Here is a 17,814-nt window from a genome sequence, read left to right on the forward strand (position 1 = left end):
ATGTTTGTCGAGCCTGTCGATAATGTCGAGATTACAATAGATATTTGTAATACAATTTGAGTAAAAAATTGAAAAATTGAGAATTGTGATATATAATACAATTAGTTTTATAATTTTATATCTTTTGAATTAAGGGGGGATAATATGGTGTTAAGTAAAATTTATGCAAGAACTCTCGACCCAATTCACATCGGGACAGGTGGATATAGGTTAGGAAGAGTTGACAACACGATCGTGAGAGATCCTGCAACGGATGTTCCAAAGATACCAGGAACTTCTATAGCAGGTGTGATCAAGGCATTTGCAGAAATTGTTAAAGAAGAAGATGAAAAGAAAAGTGATGCGGATAAAAAACTCAAAGATATAAACATCGAAGAATTGTTTGGAACTGAAACAAAGAAAGGTGCATTACATTTTTATGATGGTCAGATAATCTTCTTTCCTGTTTCTTCGATCCAGGGCACGGTATGGATAACCACAAAAGAACTTCTCAGATACTGGTTTGGCGTAAAAGATGAAATTTCAGATAACTTAGGAGATAAAGCTTTGGCACTTTGTGGAATAGATACAACAAAGCCGTTGAATCTTGGTTGGTTGTTACTCGAAATTAAGAAAAATGAAACAAATCAATCTCTTCCTTCCCAAATAGTTGATTGGGTGAAAAGAATCGTTGTTGTATCAGATAAACTCTTTTCCCACATTGTAAACGACAATCTTGAAGTGAGAACTTCTGTGAGAATAGATAAAGATACCGGAACTGCGGTAGAAAGGGCTCTCTTTACGTACGAAGCAATACCAAGAGGTACAATCTTTGGTTTTGAAATCTGCCTTGATAGAACTCGAAATTCTATTTCAGGCGATGTAATAAAGATAGTGATGAATGTTGTTGACCTTTATCTCAAAAATCTTGGTATAGGCGGCATGGGTACAAGGGGATTTGGAAGATTGGAAATTCTAAAAGAATCTTCTATAGAAAAATCTTCGGGGGTGTGAACAATGCACAATCTTGATTTTGTGTGCGTGAAAATTGCCCAGGAAATTGTGAGTTCATCTGGTGACGAGAAGAAAAAATTAGAAAACAACTTAAGAAAAGCACTTGGCGTTCTGCAGGAAGATGGTGTTTATGCAATGTTTCTGTGGCTTGAGGATAAAGACAAAACAGTCAGAGAAAAACTCACAGGTTTGTTGAATGAACCAGAAATAAGAAGATATCTTTTGAATGATTCAGCAAGATTTAGTCGAGATTTTGCTGCTTTTTGCAGAAATCTGGCAGAAGTCGCAAAAGATATAGATAAATTACTTTTCATGAAAAGAATCATTGAGCGCATACTGATTTATGCGTTGTATCATTCAAAAATCGGGTGAAAAAGATGTGGAAAAGGCTTGATATCGTTTTCAGATTGAAGAGCCCCCTTCACATAGGCTATATGCCTTTCGAAGTGTTTGTGTTTTCTCCCACACGTTACTATGTTCCTGGAAGAAATTTTTGGGGCGCTATAACAAAGAGAATAACAGAATATCTGTATGAGAAACCAAAAGCGGAAAATTACAAAGAGATTGGTGTGAAGGTTATGAAGAATTTCAGGTTTTCTTATTTCTACGTCTATGATGGAAAAACAGTTTATCTTCCACGTTATACAGAAAATGGATTGAGATATGGAGACGACAACCGTGAGGTAAGTAAATCGGAATTCGAATGCAGGTTCATCAGAAGTTTTGTTTCAACAGCGATCGATTCTGACGGAACTGCAAAAGATGGAAGTCTTCATGAGCTTGAGCTTATAAGTAACAAGATCAAGGATGAAGATGGAAACACGAAAGATGTGAAAATAGCTGGGTGTGTCTGGATAAAAGAAGATACAGAAATAGTTTTAGGTGAAGGCATAATAGAGGAATTCATTCTTGGTGGAGAATCGAAGTATGGTTTTGGTCATGTTGTTTTTGAATCGATCAATGAGATTTCAGTCTTTGAATGGGATGATCCTGAAAGTGTGGAAATAAGAAGCAAGCCTCTTCCTGCCCATTTGAAGTATGAGAAAAATTTGAAGTTCAAGGGAGATATAGAGCTTCTCACTGGGAGGGGATATTACGATCCAAATTCACCAGAGAAAGAAAACGGTGGTTGTAAACCGGGAGCTGTCATATCAATTCCTGAATATTACTTTGTACCAGGAACGGTTTTAGCGGAACCTAAAAAATTCAAAGTGAGATGGGATGGTATCTTAGAGGTGAGTGGGAATGAATGAATACGTTGTAAAGATAAAGGCATTGACACGTATATGGACAGGTGATGCAAAAGGGGAAAACAACACTCTGAAGGAAACCGGAATCATTGGAAGTTTAAGATGGTGGTACGAAGCACTGGTTAGAGGATTGGGAGGATATGCATGTGATCCGACTTCAGGCGATAGATGTTCGCTTGACCAGATGAAATTTAAAGAGGCTCTGAAAAAAGGCAAATCTGAACAAGAAGCGTTGAATGAACAGATATGCCTAGTCTGCCAATTTTTTGGTTGTACGGGATGGTCAAAAAAGTTCGTGTTGCGTATCTTAGATAAGGATGGAAAAATTAAGTTAAGTCCCATAGAATCAGACGAAGAATTGATTTTCAAATTCATACCTTTAAAAGAAGTTAGCAATGAAGAATGGGCACTTCTCAATTCAACGCTTCATTTTATAGCTGAATATGGAGCAATTGGCGGCAAAACTGTGTTGAAACCTTCAGATGAAAGTGGAAGGGAAAATGCACCTCATCATTTAGATTTTGGATTAATAGAAATCATAGAATCGAAACTGAGTACTTCATCAAAAGAAAATTTAGAAAAATACGTGAAAAGCTTTCCAAGAAACCGCACAGATCAAGAAAATCCAAAATGGGTTTCTATCAAGAATTTTTGGTGTGTCAAAGGAAAATATCTTGCTCGTCAATGCTGTAGTATCAGCACATACAACAATGTTTTGGGAAGGAAAGAACCCAAAATTCAAGCAAATCAATTATCCAACCAAAATGATGCTATCTCCAAATGGCTTGCTGGTTCTCAAAAAGAGAGTAAGAAGATCTTCAGCTTCAAAACTTCTCCCAGAACATTTGGTTTTATTAATCCAGATAGGGGGATAGATTTTGAAACCATTAGAGATCGACTCAAAAATGTCTGGGGAAAAGAGAATGGGTGGAAACTTTTAAAGGGCGAGGAAGCCCTGGATGAAATGTACCGGGGGGATCAAAATGATACATGATTATTTTTTATCAAAGGCAAACATAAAAGATTTCAATGAATGGGACAAAAAAAAGAAAGATTCTATCAATGATAGAAGAAAAAAAGAAGAACGGCAAAACATGAATTCTGATAAAAAGAAAAAACTGTATTTGGAAGAAATATTCATTGTCCCGCTGGCTAAAGAGAAACAAAATATCGAGAATGAATCTAAGAATAAAAATATCCACGTCTTTTACCCCAAAAAAGAAGATTTAGCATCTCTTCCCAATGGTTCCGTATTGATTAAAATCACCTTCACCCTCAAAAAACCATACACCAGCAAAGATGAAGGAGAGTTTCACATCATCGATGGAAAAATCTTCGATAATCCGATTGTCAGAGATAAATTCACAAATCTTCCAATGATTAGGCCCTCCACGTGGAAAGGTCATTTGAGATTTGCTGCCGAAAGAGTTGATTGTCAAAACAAAAAAGAAATTATAAATCGTCTCTTTGGTTCAGAAAATGAAGACGAAGAAAAATTGAAAGGAAGGCTCTATTTTTTTCCAACGTTTTTTGAAGAAGATTCAGATAAAGACGTCATCACTCCGCTTAAAAGAGATACCAGAACACCAGCCAGAGGTCCAATATTAATTGAAGTTGTGAAAGCAGGCAGTAAAGGCGAGTTCTATCTTCTGTACGTTCCTTATCCCAGAGGGAGGGATTTTAGGAAAGAACAGATAGAAGAAGATTTGAATTTTCTTACTGAAGCATTGAAACTCATGTTTTATACCTATGGATTTTCGGCAAAAAAGACGTCTGGTTTCGGGGTAATTGAGGAACTGAAAGAAGAAAACGTAGAAATTTATCCCGAAGACAAAAAAGGGATCTTCTCAATATTGTACACCAAACACAACAATATTGTTAATGATGGTGTATAAAAGTGAGAATCAACCTGTTGGATCGCCTTGCAAAAAGGGGTAATACTTTTACCTTTGAGGAAGTGGTTGAGACATTCAATATTTCAAGAAAAACTTTATGGGTAATTTTGAGCCGTCTTGAAAAACAAGGATGGGTTGAAAGAATAGAAAAGGGTAAATATATGATTGTTCCTCTTGGCGCTGAAAAAGGAAGAAAGAACAAACCCTTGAAATTTTTGGAATTGATTACAAGATAGTAAGAATAACAGAAACAAATATTTTCAGTTTATGCAGAGAAGTGAAAATAGAACCAAAATAAAGTTGGATATAACAAAAGCTAAGAATGAAAGAATATTGCTACCCGTGCTCAGGAAAAAGATAATTCATCCGTTGTACTTCAAGGGGTGAAAACTATGCATATTGAAATGATTAAAAAGAAAAGAGAGATGATATTGATTGGAGAAATCGGGGCGTTACTTCATGATATTGGGAAGCTTCATCCTCATTTTATCAAGACACAGTCGATAGAGGATATAAAAGGACTGTCTCACCATGCCAGAGATATAGATCAGCTTATGAAAGCAGAACTAATTGATTTTTTCAAACGCATAAATATAAAGATAAACACTGAAAGTATGTCGATATACGATGCCATCAGATTTCATCATGATCCAACGAATAATTTATTAAAGTGTTTAGAGAAATGTGACAAGAAAGACTCTGCTGACGACAAGGGTATTGTAAGGAGAAAACAGTCCTTGGATAGCACATGGATTTCTTCGCCGTTTGGGCATCCAAAAGAGAAAATAGATCTGAACTGTCTTCAAAAGAGATTCGATGATATTCAGAATAACCTGATTGAACTCTTCAAAAATTATGCATGTCATTATTTGAGAAACACTTTGATTGACACTCTCAAAACCTCATTCTCTCGTGCGCTTGGGGAAACAAGAATTCCTTCAAACGATGTCACTTTGTGGGATCATTCTTATTCAACAGCATCTTTGTTTAAATCTCTCTTGGCTGGAAAGGTCTGTGGAGGATATTTTACCTGTAAAAACTTGAAATGGAGAATCTTTGGTATTTGCTGGAATGGAGTGGGGTTCATAAACAAAGGAAAAAAGGTGGCGGAAATTGAATCAAGAAACGATGTGATAGAAAATCTCAAGAAAGAGTTAAAGAAAATCTTCGAGGAGGAAATTCCTATAGGTAATGTGGTCTTTGAAGACACGAACGGAATCTATTTCACTTTCCCAGATCTGGAAAAGGTAGGTGACCTTGCAGAAGAGTGCGCAAAAATTGCCCTGGAAACGATTTATAAAGAAACTCAGAACGAACTGTGGCCATTTTTCAAATTGAGTAAGGCAGTTACAACTCTTACAGTCATTTCTAATATGTTGAAGTTCGCCTCTGAGAAGAGAGAGATCCCAAAGATGACGCCCGTATTATTTGCTGAAGATAAGGAAAGACATTTGGAAAACCCCGTTCTTCCATCTTTTACTGTTAGAGAGAGTGTATGTCCTGTTTGTGGTATCAGACCGATGATCAAAGAGAAGAATCGATGCGAAGTATGCAACGAAAGAAGGAAGGGAAGGCTTTCAAAATGGCTTTCAAGCAGGAAAGAAACTATATGGATAGACGAAGTTGCAGATAAAAACAACAAAATTGCTTTGATATCTTTGAATTTTTTCCTCGATAAATGGCTCGATGGAACAATGGTAGGAACCATTTATTCGCAGACGTTTGAAGATTGGTTGAATAAAGAAAGATCAAAGTTATATAAAACGCAGAAAGAAAAGTTAAATGAAATAGAAGATGAAATCAAGAATCTAAGAAAAGAGATTGAAGGAATGAAGAAAGCAAAGGATCCAGAAAGAGTAAAAGAGAACATAGATGAAAAACTTGAAAAAATAAAATACCTGGAGCAGAAGAAAAAAGATTTTTCTTTCTTGTTGTCTCCAAACAAAGAAACAATCTACAAAGCATTAGACATGTTTTTTGAAGCCAGAAGTAATAATGACAATAAAACTGCCGCTGAAATATTGAGCACATTTTTTGAGGAAATCAATTTAAGTAAGGATGAGCTTGATGGACATTTGAATAATATCAAAGAGCGTATAGGAACTGACCAACTCACCAGAGAAAATTTGGCTACTTTTCTTTTCACCCAAAACTCGTCCTCTGCCAGACTCTATAGAATATGGCACGAAACAGAAGAGTTTCTAAATCTGGTGGTCGAAAAGATAAAGAATACAGTTTATAGTACCAAATGGAATAGGGTGAAATTCACTATAGATACGAATGAATTTTCCAAACTTGGAAAGCAGATTGAACCAGAAACTCCGTATATAGTTCGAATGGAAAATTTGAATCCACCTGATTTTTTGGTCTTTCACAACAAAAATGGAGAATTTTACACAATTGAATCACTCGAAAAGTACAGATTCGAGGATAAAACTGGTCTGGAAGCGATAAAATCAGTTCTGAAGAAAGATGGGATAGGACATATCGAGCCAGAAGAAGATTCAAAGAATTCGGGGAATTTGATAAAAAGTGGTGAACACTTACAAGTTGTCAAAATCTCTGAGGAAGAATACGATCCTTTGATCGAAATAAACAAATCTCCGCTTTCACTTCGATTAATAGTTCCCGCACAAGATTCGATGAAGATCATATCTCTGGTTACAGAGCTATACAACGAAATGTTTAAAAGAGTTATAGGAAAGCTTCCTTTGAATATCAAGCTTCTTGTGGCAAAAAGAAAATTCCCTCTTTATTTACTTCTCGATGCAGAAAGTAGAATGCTGGAGGGCGAAGAATTCAAAAAACAAGTGGCAATGTATCCATGGTGGAATATTAAAAGACACGATGAGTTCTATGGTTTTTATCCTGTAGACTCTATAGAAAATGGTAAAAAATACACCATAGACGATCTGAACACAATCTCTAAAGAAAAGATCTTCTATCTCTATCCAGGATATTTCGACTTCGATCTACTTTTGGGAAATACAGACAGATACAATATAGCTTATTCGGAAGAAGAGAAGGTAAAAAGAGCAGATGAGATCTATAGACTCTTCACAAAAAGACCGTATTATTTTTACGAAATTTCTGAAATACTCGAGCTGTGGGATGTTTTAACGGATCTAACCAGCTCGCAGATACACTTTATTGAAGAGACTCTCACTTTAAAGATCAGAGAATGGAGAGATGCAAAAGGCAAAGAAGATGTATTCACAAAATTTGCACAAGCAACCCTAAAAGATGCCTTTAGTGATAAATGGGATAAATTGAGAGATGAAACAAAACGGCTTCTTTTGAAATCAGCCTGTAATGGTCTTTTGCTTGATACTATAAACCTCTTTAGAAGAACACTTGCGTAGAATCAAGTTCAAAGCTCTAAGGTAACCTGATTTGTTCATCTTGCTATGGTATTTCATCTTAACCGGTATGGATTTTCCGTATTTGCAATTCAGCGCGATATCCTGTTCATAGTTTGTGATAAAATAAAAAAGGTGATAGAATATGAATTTTTCCTGGGATTATTGTACGGGTGTTGAAACAATTATTAGAAAAATGATTCTGGGAAATGTGGATGATCTAAAATGGCTTTTGAGCGAATACCATAAAGAGAAACTGAAAGAAATTTTTCTAAACAACCTCCACAGATTCTATGGTAAAGATAGAAGTTTCTGGAAAATTTTGCTGGAGGTTTCTAATGAAGAAATTGAGAGAAAATCAAATGAAAGTTTTAGAGAAACTTCTACAATTAGACATTTTCCATGATTTTTACCTTGCTGGTGGAACGTCTCTTTGCTTGAAGTACAACCATAGGCCTTCTCTGGATTTTGATTTTTTCCTTTTTCCTGAAAAAAGTTTTTCAAACATGTACGAAAACGCGATATACAAACATTTCAACATAGAATTTATTTATAAAGATAATCAAACGCTTATTTTTCAATTAGATGGGATTAAGGTTTCATTATTTGAATATTCATATCCACTTTTAAAAGAACCAGACAAAATCGGAAATCTTTATTTAGCACATGATAAAGATATTGCTTGTATGAAAATGAGCGCAATCGCTCAAAGAGGACTCAAAAAAGATTTCTTTGATTTATGGTATTTAATCAACATTCATAAATGGAATATGAAAGAATTACTTTCAATGCTTGAGAGGAAATACGAAGGTTATAATCCACTTATATTCCTTAAGGCATTGGTGTATTTCGAAGACGCAGAGAAAAACATAGATTTTGAAGAAGTGGAAGAAAAATGGCTCAGTATAAAGAAATTCTTTACCGATTTTATAAAATCTTTTTAGTTATTTATGAAAAACCCATCTTTATTATCAATTAGTATTCTTTTGAGAATTCTTTCCTCTGTCTCACTATCTATACCAGAAGTAGCTTCATCCAGTATCAACACCTGTGGTTTTCTAATTAAAGCCCTTGCAAGAATAATTCTCTGCCTTTGATCCTCTGAAAGTTTTACTCCTTTTTCTCCAACAATTGTATCTATTCCATTCTCCATATCTTCAACAAACCCACATTCACATATCTCAAGTGCTCTGTTTATCTCTTCCTCTGAAAAATCTTCAAATAAAGTGAAGTTGTTCCTTATAGAAATGTCAAAAAGATAGTCATTCGAATGAATAACAATGATATTTCTTCAAAGAGATGAAAGAGAATATTCCTCAATGGGAATATTGTTGATGAATATCCCTCCTTTTGTGGGTGAAAGAAATCGATTGGAAAGTGAAACAAATGTGCTCTTCCCTGCCCCTGAACTCCCTACAATGGCTATTCTGTCCCCAAATTGAGCTTGAAATGTAAATCAGAGAGAATTTTGGTTTCATCGTTATATTTGAATTCCACATGTGTGATTTCTAATTTTTCAAATTTTTCCAGTCTTACTCCGTTTGCTTTTTCGAAGGGCATTGAGAAAATATTTGCAAAGTTTTCCCAGTTTGGTACTGAAGAGAAAAACATTGTTAGGCCCGTGATCATCATCCTCAAGATATCGTATATCCAGTTCATGTAAGAGTTATATGCTACGAGCATCCCAACACTTATCTCATCTTTCCAGAGAAGATAAACTCCAAAACCAATCACCACCATGGCATTTCCGATCCCTTTGTTTATTTCACCATTCTTGCTGGATAGTTCGTTTGCCATTCTCGCTAAAATGTTTGCTTTGCTCCATTCCTTAGCGCTCGTATTGGTAAGATTTTCTATTAATCTTGAATCGGAATACTGTTTCAGAGTGAATATTCCTTCGATTGATTCTTTGGTTCTTTTCATGAACTCCTGATAATTTTCTCTATCTTTTTGAGATGCTCTAATAACCAACTTCTTAAGAGCAGATGTCGACAGATAGAACATAAATGCACTGATGAGGACGGTGACAGTTAACTTTGCGTTTAAAATGAACAATATTCCAAGAACAATAACGAAGAATCCAAAATTGAAATAGAATTGTAGTTTTCCAAGATAAATTCCTGTGGCTGTCTTTGGAATATCTTTTACAAAGATAGAGAGGTAATTGTTCACATTTTGAGAGTTCAGAACATCGATAGTGATAATATCTTTGCATAAGCACTTTTTGATTCCTTTGTTCGTGGATTGTTGATCAGATATCTGGCTACTGAGTAGTTGAGTTTGTACATGATAAAAGATTGAAGAGATAAAATAAGCAAATATAAGCCAGAAAAGAGCATTATTCCACCAATGTTTCCTTTATAAAACGCACTGTCAATTGTATTTTTGATGAACAACGGAATGAGAATGTTGATAATCAAAAATAGCGCTTCAAGAAAAAAGAACAATGGATAGTGTTTTTTATATTTTCGCTCGAATTTTTGAATGTGTGTTTGGCGCTTTTGCTGAATGAAGGTACTCTCATAAACTATCAACCCTCATTGAATAGTATTTCATAAACATTGTGCAACAACCCTTCGTTATTTTTCTAAGGTGGAAGATAAAGACCATGGATCAACTTCTATTATCGTTTCAAGTATTTTTCTTTCAACATCACATGTTTTAAACATATCTTTTTCGTATTCTCGCTTGAAAACACATCTATTACAGTGGTAAGTAAAATAACAATCTCTGCATTTTTTATGCTTAGCCCGCACGAATTGTTTCAGAGCAGAAGATCTCCAGCTTTTTATATCTTTAAGTATTCTTTCTTCATTATGTTCAACTACATTCGATATCCTGTATTTTGAATCTCCTACAACTAATTGACATGGGTATATATTCCCTAAAATATCTACAATAAACGAATTTGATCCAGCGGGGCAAAAAGTACTAATAATCAAATCTCCAGACAAATTTGAAGGATTAATATAATTTTTTAGTAAACTGTTTAAAAAGACTTTTTCGAAATCATTCAGTTTTTCACTACTGCGAATCTTTTTTAATAAAAAACAACGCTCTGTAATATTCTAAAACCATAGAAACATTAGTTTTCAATTCTCTGCCTAAAGAATTATTCCAGTCATACACTGGCGCAACAGTAATATTTATAGTGTTGAATTTTTTATAGAAATATCTGTATATCTTCAAAATGTCTAATCCAAATTTTTCATGTAAACTCGTATAGGTGACTTCAAACGATATAGGAATATTATTTTGCCTAAATAATTCTATATTTCTTATTATTTGCTCAAAACTACCCATGTTATTAGAACTGGGTCTTGTATAGTTATGAATCTCTCTTGGACCATCAAGACTAATGACCACATAAGTTTGAAAATCCTTCTCATAAAATTTGCAAATTTTGACGAGATACTCTACAATTTCTTCGGAAACAAACAAACTTGTAGCTATAGTTATCCTTGGCTTCTGATGTTTTTGCTTTAAAATTTCAAGTAATTTTTCTATCATTTCAATATTTAGAAGTGGCTCTCCCCCAAAAACATGAACATTATGCACGTTATATAATTTGGAAGAAAAAATCAAGGGTTCGAGTCAGCACATCTTTACTCATAAAACCAGGATTACCATATGTTCCAACATTGGCATAGCAATATTTACATCTCAATGTACAAATTTGGGATAGATTTAGTGCCAAACGTAGTATTTCATTGTTCTTTACCATTTTTTGCGAAGGGAAGATAAAGCACTTTTTTTAATTATAATGCTTTGATTTTCACACCAAAACAAAAAAGAACAATCATGTTTTGCAATTTGTATATTTTCATCTAATTTATAAAAATCGAAGTTAACTTTATCTAAAAGAAATCTGTCACCACAAGAAGTTTCAATTATGGCAAAAAGATTCTAAGGTTAACCACACCATCCACAAACAAGTCCGGCGCCACCGCAACCTTGCTTTGGTTTCAGATAATCATTGGGAATGATTGGTTTTGGCATCTTCTGCATATGTCATTCCTCCTTTCATTTGTAAATTTTATGTACACCGGTATACACCTTTGCAGAAAAATTCATTTTTTCCTAAATCTGATTATCGAAACAGAAGATACAACTAAGCAATTGACATTGATCTTTTTTGTTCACCAAATTCAATTGTTAATTGTCAGATTCAGCTCAATAATTATGGAATTCCATCCATGTGTTCTGTTGTCCACATCTGATTTGTCTGCAAATATTGATGTTACTAAGAATAACATTAAAAGAACGACTAATATTTTTTTCACTATTTATCCCCTATTTTTTCTTATCACGTTTTATATGGTTTTCAACTTTTGGTGTGTTTGAAGCCAGTTTATAGAAAGCAATTTTACTATCTATTTTTATGTAATTTTGAACAATTTGATTTTTTGAGGTATAACTATAGCAGAAGTGATGAAGATGAAGAAATCTGCACAGGAAATGAAAGCAATTTTCAAATTCGGTTAGAGATGATGTAATAAGTGTTCTGATTTGAATGATTTTGCATGGGACGTAAAAGAAAGACATCCAAAGATTGCTCATGATCTTTGTTGAAAAGATATGAAACCATGGAATTTGTTATTTCTATGGTGGAAGCACATCCTTTGCGTCAAAAAAGAAGTTATGTGTTTTACAAGCACAACAATGGTAAATAACCTCTCGTTTCATGCAAAAGATCTGCCGGAATCACTTATAAGAAAAATCATTTGTGAAGTGGGTATATCAGCGGAGAAACTCAAGAAAATACTTGAAAATCTGTAAGATCAGAGAAAGACTCTCCATTGAATAAAGCCTCTCCTATCTGGATTGAAAAACTTCAACAATGGTGTAGAAACGCACCCCCTTTTTCTGTGGTTCATGCCAGTAAGTGGTTCAGACATCTTTATCAGCGATCTTCTTCGATTCATTCACGTATGTTTCTATTATCCTTTTGAATATTGCGTTGTTTTGCATCAACTCTTCGAACCTTCCAACAGAAGAAACTTTTCCATTTTCAAGGAAGATTATCTTACTTGCGACTCTGATAATGTTCGGTTTGTGCGATATCATAATAGCTGTTTTTTCTTTCAAAAATCCAACCAGTTTCTCCAGCAGGAGTTTTTCAGTTATAGTGTCCAGATTTGTGAGAGGTTCATCTAAAATAACAACAGGTTTGTTTGCATAAAAAAGCCTGGCAAACTGGATTCTTTGTTTTTCACCTCCTGAGACAAAGCTTCCTCCTTCCCCCAGTTTTCTTCCTCTCAGATGCTCTATTCCAAGTTCTTTTATGATTTTTTCGAGTTTTTCTTCATTGTACTCTCTTCCAAGGACTATGTTGTTTTCCAAAGTATCGTTGAATATACCAACGTTCTGGGAATAAAAAGCAACATGTTCGAAAATAACCGATGGCATTACCTGCTTCAAATCGTTTCCAAAAAGTTTCACCATCCCTTCATAATTCTGTTCCAGACCAAGCAATATGTTCAGCAGTGTAGACTTTCCTTCCCCAGAAAGCCCAACGATGGCAGTAATCTCAAAGGACTGTACATAAAAATTGATCTGTTTTAAAACAGATTTCCCCTTTTCGAAGCCAAAGGTAACATCTACAAGCTCGTAAACAGAACTTCCAGAAATAGGTTTTATTTCGCATTTTTTGAAAGCCTCTTCAGCTCGTCTTACTTCGTTGAAATAGTCAAGCACAGCATCAAGATTTGCTGATACTCGCGTAGTAATACGAGCAAGTTCCCGAAACATATATAAAGGTTCTGTGATGAAAGAAAAGTAGTTCCACAACGCCCATATCGTTCCCACAGTCATTTTTCCGCCTATCACAAGGTATGCTCCATAAATGAGGATGAAGAGTCGTGTAAAGTATTCCGGTAGATCTATCATCACTTTGTCGAATCTCGAGCGGGGAAGTTCCGCCTTTAGAACGACATCTGCTACTTCCTGGTACATTTCTTTACATTTTTCCTGCCGCTTTTTCTGAGCTCCTCCTGCGAGAACTTCGTGAATGTTTTCAAATGTTTCGGTAATGAAATTTGTTACACGTCGCAGAAGTTCGTACATTCGAGAATACGGCCGTTCTGTTACCCTGCCGATGATGTTCAGATAGATTCCGACTATCACGGCGTTCGCCACGAACAAAATAAAGAAGATCTTACTCCACATGAAAACCATCACCAAAACAAATATGGTACGCACTATCACCAAGGCATTTCGGAAAAAACCGTAGTCCAGTACAAAAAAAGCTTCGTTGAGTTGATGATTGATCAAGGTAGCATAATAAGCAGAGCCTTGCTGCTTGAGCTTTTGCCAGGGAAAGAAAAACGATTGATTAAAAATGCGGCTGGACAAATCTGACACAGCTCTGTATTTTGCTTTCAAATAGATCTGATCCCCAACGTAAGTCAAAACAAACGATGCACCATAAACTATGCCAAGGAGGTAAATCGTGTTCAATTTCAACTGCATATTTGTCAGCCCATCGATAACATCTCTCACAAGAAGAGGAATAAAAAAGCCCAACACAACCGAAAATGTTGCAAGAAAACCGCCTACCAGTATAAGTATCAAAAACCGCTTTTGAATTAAAGAGTAAAAACGAAAGATCTTTCGGATATTCTTAAAATTCATGTTTCTCCTCCTCAAGTAACATTTTTAGTAATGATAGTAAAGAAGGAGAGTATCAGAGAGTATCTCTCCCCCTTTTTTCATAATCAGCCGTTTAATACAGATTTGCAGCAAACACCACTCAAGCAACAAAAACCAGTAAATTGAGCACATTCCCACTCGTAGATATCAGAAATATCTTTGATTTGCAAAGCTTTCCGAAGAATTTTCACTTAGCCCACCTCCTTTGGGGAAGAGATTCTATCTTCAAGAATTTCAGTGTATTTACACATAGTAAACAAGATATCTTTTTCCTTCAAATAGCAAACAGTATTGCCAGATGATAACCTAACGCGTTTACAACCGCCCATACAAATCGGAAGAAGCTTGCATTTCAAACAATTAGAATATCTATCAGGATCATCAAATATAGAAGATTTCCACTTTTGGAGAATTTTTTCATTATAAACCATCTCACCGTTGGGTAAAAGAGAGCCAATACTATGATTTTTGCTACCAACAAAAGTATCACATGGAAATAACAAACCATCTGCTCCTATTATGTAACTATAACGTCGCTCTGCTTGACACCAACAAGGAGTGGGAGCTGGCAATATTTCAAGTGCCTTTCCATATGGTGAAAGCCAGTTGACTTCTTGTCGCAAAGGTGCCAACATTTCCAAGACTTTCAATGTAAATTGCAGTTGTTGTTTTAAGCCATTTTCAAGATCAAAAATGTCCTTCAGCAAACATTGAATACCGTTCCTAGAAGTTTCAAAATGATATACTGGGCGAAAGTATATAATAAAACGAGAGTCGTTTCCAAGGTCCTTTACGAACTTTTGAAGCAAATTCTTTGCGGATTCAATACTTGTTTTAATGAAATTTACTCTTATCGCAACTTTGAAGTTCAGATCTGTATTTGAGATATTTATCAGATTTTGATAAATCGTTTGAAAAGTAGGACTACCATTTCTGAGTACTCTGAGTTTGTCATGGCTCGATTCGTCTCCATCAAGGGTTATTTGGAAATCCGTTATTCCTAATTCAATTAGTTTTTTGGCAACATCGTTGCTCAAAAGGTACCCGTTAGTCACAATTGAACAACTTGTTTTGATAGGAAGCTTTTGGCATAATATCTCCAACTTTTTATGAAAATAGGTGATTCCTTGAATTGAGAGAAGGGGTTCCCCACCAAACCATGAGATTCTCAGAAAAGTTTGATCTCCGCGTTTGCTGTTTTCTACAGCGAGTTTCTCCACTAGATTCAATATTGCTTCATAGACTTCTGGTTTCATAAATTTGTTTCGCCTACGATATTGAAAGCAATAAGGGCATGCAAAATTACAGGTTTCAGCAGGGAGTAATGTTAAATGAATGAAACGCGGATCATTTATGTGCTTTAAATGCCAAGAGCGAATTTCAGAAATTTCATCGTCTTCTTCAGATACAAGAAATCCCTCATTTTTCAAGGATGACAAAAACTCGCTGGGAAAATCCTGTCTTCCCTCCAAAAGCCTAAAGAGTTCATGAGAAAGTTTTTTATTCAACAAAGCAACTGCACCTGTTTTTGTGTTGTATAAGAGAAGTTCACCATTATTTGTTTTCACTCTAAAATTATAGTAACTTTCTTTGATCATTAATCACACCCCCTTCTTAATGTTATTATTCACTAACAAAAGTAAAAACAACTTACCTCATGTTCCGTGTTTTGCTGTTTGGTAATCATCGTAAAAAACCCCGTTTTTCTGGAGATAGTTTGCAACAACTTTGTCAACCCCAGGCCTCCAAGAATGAGTTTCGTTACCTGCTTCTGTCTTATCAGCGAAGATGATTCCAGGTAAAAACAAGAATATTAGAAGAACGGTTAAAAGCATTCTCCTTCATTTCCCTTTGTTCCCTCTTCCCTTCCTCCCACTTCAATTTTTGTCATGCTTTATATGGTTTTCAACTTTTGGTGTGTTTGAAGCCAGTTTATAGAAAGCAATTTTACTATCTATTTTTATGTAATTTTGAACAATTTGATTTTTTGAGGTATAACTATAGCAGAAGTGATGAAGATGAAGAAACCTGCACAGGAAATGAAAGCAATTTTCAAATATGGAGCATTCTCTTTGCCAATAGTTAATTTTCTTGTTTGTGAGGGAAATCTTTCAAAAGATTGGAAGGAATTTGTCTGTGTTTTAAAGTACGCATGGAATGGAAATTTTAAGAGAGCAATTCAAAGAACAGATAAAGCTATGAAAAGCTGTAGACTCAGAACTGTGAAATATCTTCTTTTAGCAAACAAACTCTCATTTTTGAAAAACACAGGTCAGTTGGATTTGGAGCTTTACAAATATTTGAAGCACAATCTTTCAAAGATGCCTCGATCGGTTAGAGATGATGTAATAAGTGTTCTGATGAGTGTTGAAGCAAGTGGTCTGAAAGTATCAAGAAAGATACGGTTGTGGAAAAGCAGATACAAAATCGATGAAGAAACACTCTCATTTTTGTATCTTGCGCAGGCAAGAAGAGAGGCAAGTCGGGAAAACCTTTCTAAAGCTGTTCATAATTATATACAAGCTTACAGAATGGCAAAATCTAATCCTCATCCAACTGGTGTTATTGCCTCTTTGAATGATTTTGCATGGGACGTAAAAGAAAGACATCCAAAGATTGCTCATGATCTTTCTCAAAAAGCTGTTTTCTGGCTCGGTTATTACAAAGAAGCTCCTGGAAACCTCTTTGGAGCGTTGGATACTTTGTTTGTTATAGAAAAAAACATCAATTCATTGTTTATTTACAACACAGCACGTGTTATTTCTTCTCTTCCCGTGCCAGAACATTATGTACCTCTTCTCAAAGAAGCAAAAAAATTTGTAGTAGACTACACTAAATCGAGTTATTTAAACACAGCTCAGCTGAGAAATTATATTGAAAAAGTTGCTCAAAATGAAAAAAATCTCAGTCCCAAGGGTATCTCGGATATATTGAAAGGAAAGACAAAAACAATTCGTGGAAACACTATAAGAAAGATACTGACACACGTTGATGAAAAAATTCCATTCCCCATATGGAATGAGCGGGTAAAGGTGGATATTGAAAGAAGATTTAATATATTCTCAGAAAAACTTGGAAAGTTTTCTTTTCACAAAAGACTACTTCTTTTCCTCTCTACTTATACAGCATTGGTTGATAGAAACTACCTTTCAGGGGAAGAGAAGCTTGAAGGGGCATATAAATCGCTCAAAGACATCGAAATATTCAAAAATCATATGTTGAAAAGATATGAAACCATGGAATTTGTTATTTCTATGGTGGAAGCACATCCTTATATTGAAGGAAGAAAAGAAATTGTAAAAAGAGCTCTTGAGAGAATGAGTGAAAGAAAATTGGAGAGATTCATTCAAAAATATATCGAACTGAAAGAGGGCGACAGAAAACTTTTGGATAAATTTCTGAGGAATTACGGAAGGTACGATGGTGTGAGGTTTGAAATCAGGTTGAAAGGACCAGATATAATGAGAGAGTTTGCAAAAAAATATTCACTCAAAGTACAGCCTTCCTTTATTGCTTTCTGGTGTGAAGAAGATGGTAGAGTGAGAAGAAAATTGGAGAGAATCTTGAGAGCGTTAGTTTAGAAAAAACTCTGGAATGATCTATCCTGATGATCAACTTGACAGATGACATATTTTGCTGTATTATGTCTATAGAATTAATTCATGT

The 17,814-nt window shown here is 35.1% G+C and carries 21 protein-coding genes; 10 read left to right on the top strand and 11 right to left on the bottom strand.

Annotated elements, in window-relative coordinates:
* Positions 1–147 precede the first annotated feature (147 nt).
* The 9 genes from cmr4 (at position 148) to TSP02S_RS04105 (ending at position 8,441) form a co-directional block, all read left to right on the top strand.
* The gene (gene cmr4, locus TSP02S_RS04065; RefSeq protein ID WP_198407765.1) at positions 148–993 is read left to right on the top strand and encodes a type III-B CRISPR module RAMP protein Cmr4; all 846 of its coding nucleotides are present in this window, start codon (positions 148–150) and stop codon (positions 991–993) included.
* Between the two features lie 3 nt (positions 994–996).
* Positions 997–1,365: a hypothetical protein gene (locus TSP02S_RS04070; protein WP_041082089.1), complete on the top strand. Its 369-nt coding sequence runs from the start codon at positions 997–999 to the stop codon at positions 1,363–1,365.
* Positions 1,366–1,370: 5 nt separating this feature from the next.
* Positions 1,371–2,246: a hypothetical protein gene (locus TSP02S_RS04075; RefSeq protein WP_041082091.1), complete on the top strand. Its 876-nt coding sequence runs from the start codon at positions 1,371–1,373 to the stop codon at positions 2,244–2,246.
* Positions 2,239–3,237 (top strand): type III-B CRISPR module RAMP protein Cmr1, encoded by a 999-nt coding sequence (gene cmr1 / locus TSP02S_RS04080; RefSeq protein WP_041082093.1) that lies wholly within the window; start codon positions 2,239–2,241, stop codon positions 3,235–3,237. Before TSP02S_RS04075 ends, cmr1 begins: the two co-directional genes overlap by 8 nt.
* On the top strand, positions 3,227–4,138 hold the full coding sequence (locus TSP02S_RS04085) for an RAMP superfamily CRISPR-associated protein (RefSeq protein ID WP_041082095.1): 912 nt from the start codon (positions 3,227–3,229) through the stop codon (positions 4,136–4,138). The genes cmr1 and TSP02S_RS04085 overlap by 11 nt, the downstream gene beginning before the upstream one ends.
* Positions 4,139–4,155: 17 nt before the next feature.
* Positions 4,156–4,374 carry a type IV toxin-antitoxin system AbiEi family antitoxin domain-containing protein gene (locus TSP02S_RS04090; RefSeq protein ID WP_171816319.1) on the top strand — a complete coding sequence of 73 codons (219 nt, stop codon included), beginning with the start codon at positions 4,156–4,158 and terminating at the stop codon, positions 4,372–4,374.
* A gap of 156 nt (positions 4,375–4,530) precedes the next feature.
* Positions 4,531–7,500, top strand: a complete 2,970-nt coding sequence (locus tag TSP02S_RS04095; protein ID WP_041082099.1) for a CRISPR-associated protein Csx11 — start codon at positions 4,531–4,533, stop codon at positions 7,498–7,500.
* A 142-nt stretch (positions 7,501–7,642) separates the two neighbouring features.
* Complete coding sequence (locus tag TSP02S_RS04100) at positions 7,643–7,903, top strand: hypothetical protein (RefSeq protein ID WP_041082100.1); 261 nt, start codon at positions 7,643–7,645, stop codon at positions 7,901–7,903.
* On the top strand, positions 7,836–8,441 hold the full coding sequence (locus TSP02S_RS04105) for a nucleotidyl transferase AbiEii/AbiGii toxin family protein (protein ID WP_052465307.1): 606 nt from the start codon (positions 7,836–7,838) through the stop codon (positions 8,439–8,441). The genes TSP02S_RS04100 and TSP02S_RS04105 overlap by 68 nt, the downstream gene beginning before the upstream one ends.
* Here TSP02S_RS04105 and TSP02S_RS11205 read toward each other — a convergent pair.
* From TSP02S_RS11205 to TSP02S_RS04130, 11 genes are all read right to left on the bottom strand, one after another.
* Entirely contained in the window at positions 8,438–8,650 is a 213-nt protein-coding gene (locus TSP02S_RS11205; protein WP_052465308.1) for an ATP-binding cassette domain-containing protein, read from the bottom strand. The genes TSP02S_RS04105 and TSP02S_RS11205 overlap by 4 nt on opposite strands.
* Before the next feature lie 138 nt (positions 8,651–8,788).
* Positions 8,789–8,923: an ATP-binding cassette domain-containing protein gene (locus TSP02S_RS11210; RefSeq protein ID WP_332370269.1), complete on the bottom strand. Its 135-nt coding sequence runs from the start codon at positions 8,921–8,923 to the stop codon at positions 8,789–8,791.
* The gene (locus TSP02S_RS11030) at positions 8,920–9,795 is read right to left on the bottom strand and encodes an ABC transporter transmembrane domain-containing protein (RefSeq protein WP_232503795.1); all 876 of its coding nucleotides are present in this window, start codon (positions 9,793–9,795) and stop codon (positions 8,920–8,922) included. The genes TSP02S_RS11210 and TSP02S_RS11030 overlap by 4 nt, the downstream gene beginning before the upstream one ends.
* Positions 9,681–10,031 (bottom strand): hypothetical protein, encoded by a 351-nt coding sequence (locus TSP02S_RS11115; RefSeq protein ID WP_052465310.1) that lies wholly within the window; start codon positions 10,029–10,031, stop codon positions 9,681–9,683. The genes TSP02S_RS11030 and TSP02S_RS11115 overlap by 115 nt, the downstream gene beginning before the upstream one ends.
* Before the next feature lie 45 nt (positions 10,032–10,076).
* Positions 10,077–10,451, bottom strand: a complete 375-nt coding sequence (locus tag TSP02S_RS11120; RefSeq protein WP_232503767.1) for an SPASM domain-containing protein — start codon at positions 10,449–10,451, stop codon at positions 10,077–10,079.
* 70 nt (positions 10,452–10,521) lie between these two features.
* A complete protein-coding gene (locus TSP02S_RS11125; RefSeq protein ID WP_232503768.1) occupies positions 10,522–11,055 on the bottom strand; it encodes a radical SAM protein in 534 nt (177 codons plus the stop codon).
* Between the two features lie 354 nt (positions 11,056–11,409).
* Positions 11,410–11,505: a Cys-rich RiPP peptide gene (locus TSP02S_RS10980; RefSeq protein ID WP_094122519.1), complete on the bottom strand. Its 96-nt coding sequence runs from the start codon at positions 11,503–11,505 to the stop codon at positions 11,410–11,412.
* 882 nt (positions 11,506–12,387) lie between these two features.
* Positions 12,388–14,130 carry an ABC transporter ATP-binding protein gene (locus tag TSP02S_RS04120; protein ID WP_041082101.1) on the bottom strand — a complete coding sequence of 581 codons (1,743 nt, stop codon included), beginning with the start codon at positions 14,128–14,130 and terminating at the stop codon, positions 12,388–12,390.
* An 83-nt stretch (positions 14,131–14,213) separates the two neighbouring features.
* Positions 14,214–14,339, bottom strand: coding sequence for a hypothetical protein (locus tag TSP02S_RS11180; RefSeq protein WP_269763778.1), 126 nt, complete (start codon positions 14,337–14,339; stop codon positions 14,214–14,216).
* Positions 14,340–15,746 carry a radical SAM/SPASM domain-containing protein gene (locus tag TSP02S_RS04125; RefSeq protein ID WP_041082102.1) on the bottom strand — a complete coding sequence of 469 codons (1,407 nt, stop codon included), beginning with the start codon at positions 15,744–15,746 and terminating at the stop codon, positions 14,340–14,342.
* Between the two features lie 57 nt (positions 15,747–15,803).
* Positions 15,804–15,983, bottom strand: a complete 180-nt coding sequence (locus TSP02S_RS04130; protein WP_041082104.1) for a hypothetical protein — start codon at positions 15,981–15,983, stop codon at positions 15,804–15,806.
* A 177-nt stretch (positions 15,984–16,160) separates the two neighbouring features.
* Between TSP02S_RS04130 and TSP02S_RS04135 the strand changes: the two genes are divergently transcribed.
* The gene (locus tag TSP02S_RS04135) at positions 16,161–17,729 is read left to right on the top strand and encodes a hypothetical protein (RefSeq protein WP_052465311.1); all 1,569 of its coding nucleotides are present in this window, start codon (positions 16,161–16,163) and stop codon (positions 17,727–17,729) included.
* The last annotated feature ends 85 nt before the right edge of the window (positions 17,730–17,814 follow it).

This window comes from Thermotoga profunda AZM34c06, from assembly GCF_000828675.1.
In the GTDB taxonomy this organism is placed as follows: Bacteria; Thermotogota; Thermotogae; order Thermotogales; family DSM-5069; genus Pseudothermotoga_B; species Pseudothermotoga_B profunda.

Coding starts and splice junctions, on each gene's coding strand:
- TSP02S_RS11205 (WP_052465308.1), bottom strand. CDS start 8,650: ATGGAGAATGGAATAGATACAATTGTTGGAGAAAAAGGAGTAAAACTT.
- TSP02S_RS04095 (WP_041082099.1), top strand. CDS start 4,531: ATGCATATTGAAATGATTAAAAAGAAAAGAGAGATGATATTGATTGGA.
- TSP02S_RS04075 (WP_041082091.1), top strand. CDS start 1,371: ATGTGGAAAAGGCTTGATATCGTTTTCAGATTGAAGAGCCCCCTTCAC.
- TSP02S_RS04120 (WP_041082101.1), bottom strand. CDS start 14,130: ATGAATTTTAAGAATATCCGAAAGATCTTTCGTTTTTACTCTTTAATT.
- TSP02S_RS04125 (WP_041082102.1), bottom strand. CDS start 15,746: ATGATCAAAGAAAGTTACTATAATTTTAGAGTGAAAACAAATAATGGT.
- TSP02S_RS04105 (WP_052465307.1), top strand. CDS start 7,836: ATGAAGAAATTGAGAGAAAATCAAATGAAAGTTTTAGAGAAACTTCTA.
- cmr1 (WP_041082093.1), top strand. CDS start 2,239: ATGAATGAATACGTTGTAAAGATAAAGGCATTGACACGTATATGGACA.
- TSP02S_RS04085 (WP_041082095.1), top strand. CDS start 3,227: ATGATACATGATTATTTTTTATCAAAGGCAAACATAAAAGATTTCAAT.
- TSP02S_RS04135 (WP_052465311.1), top strand. CDS start 16,161: ATGAAGATGAAGAAACCTGCACAGGAAATGAAAGCAATTTTCAAATAT.
- TSP02S_RS04100 (WP_041082100.1), top strand. CDS start 7,643: ATGAATTTTTCCTGGGATTATTGTACGGGTGTTGAAACAATTATTAGA.
- TSP02S_RS04130 (WP_041082104.1), bottom strand. CDS start 15,983: ATGCTTTTAACCGTTCTTCTAATATTCTTGTTTTTACCTGGAATCATC.
- TSP02S_RS10980 (WP_094122519.1), bottom strand. CDS start 11,505: ATGCAGAAGATGCCAAAACCAATCATTCCCAATGATTATCTGAAACCA.
- TSP02S_RS04070 (WP_041082089.1), top strand. CDS start 997: ATGCACAATCTTGATTTTGTGTGCGTGAAAATTGCCCAGGAAATTGTG.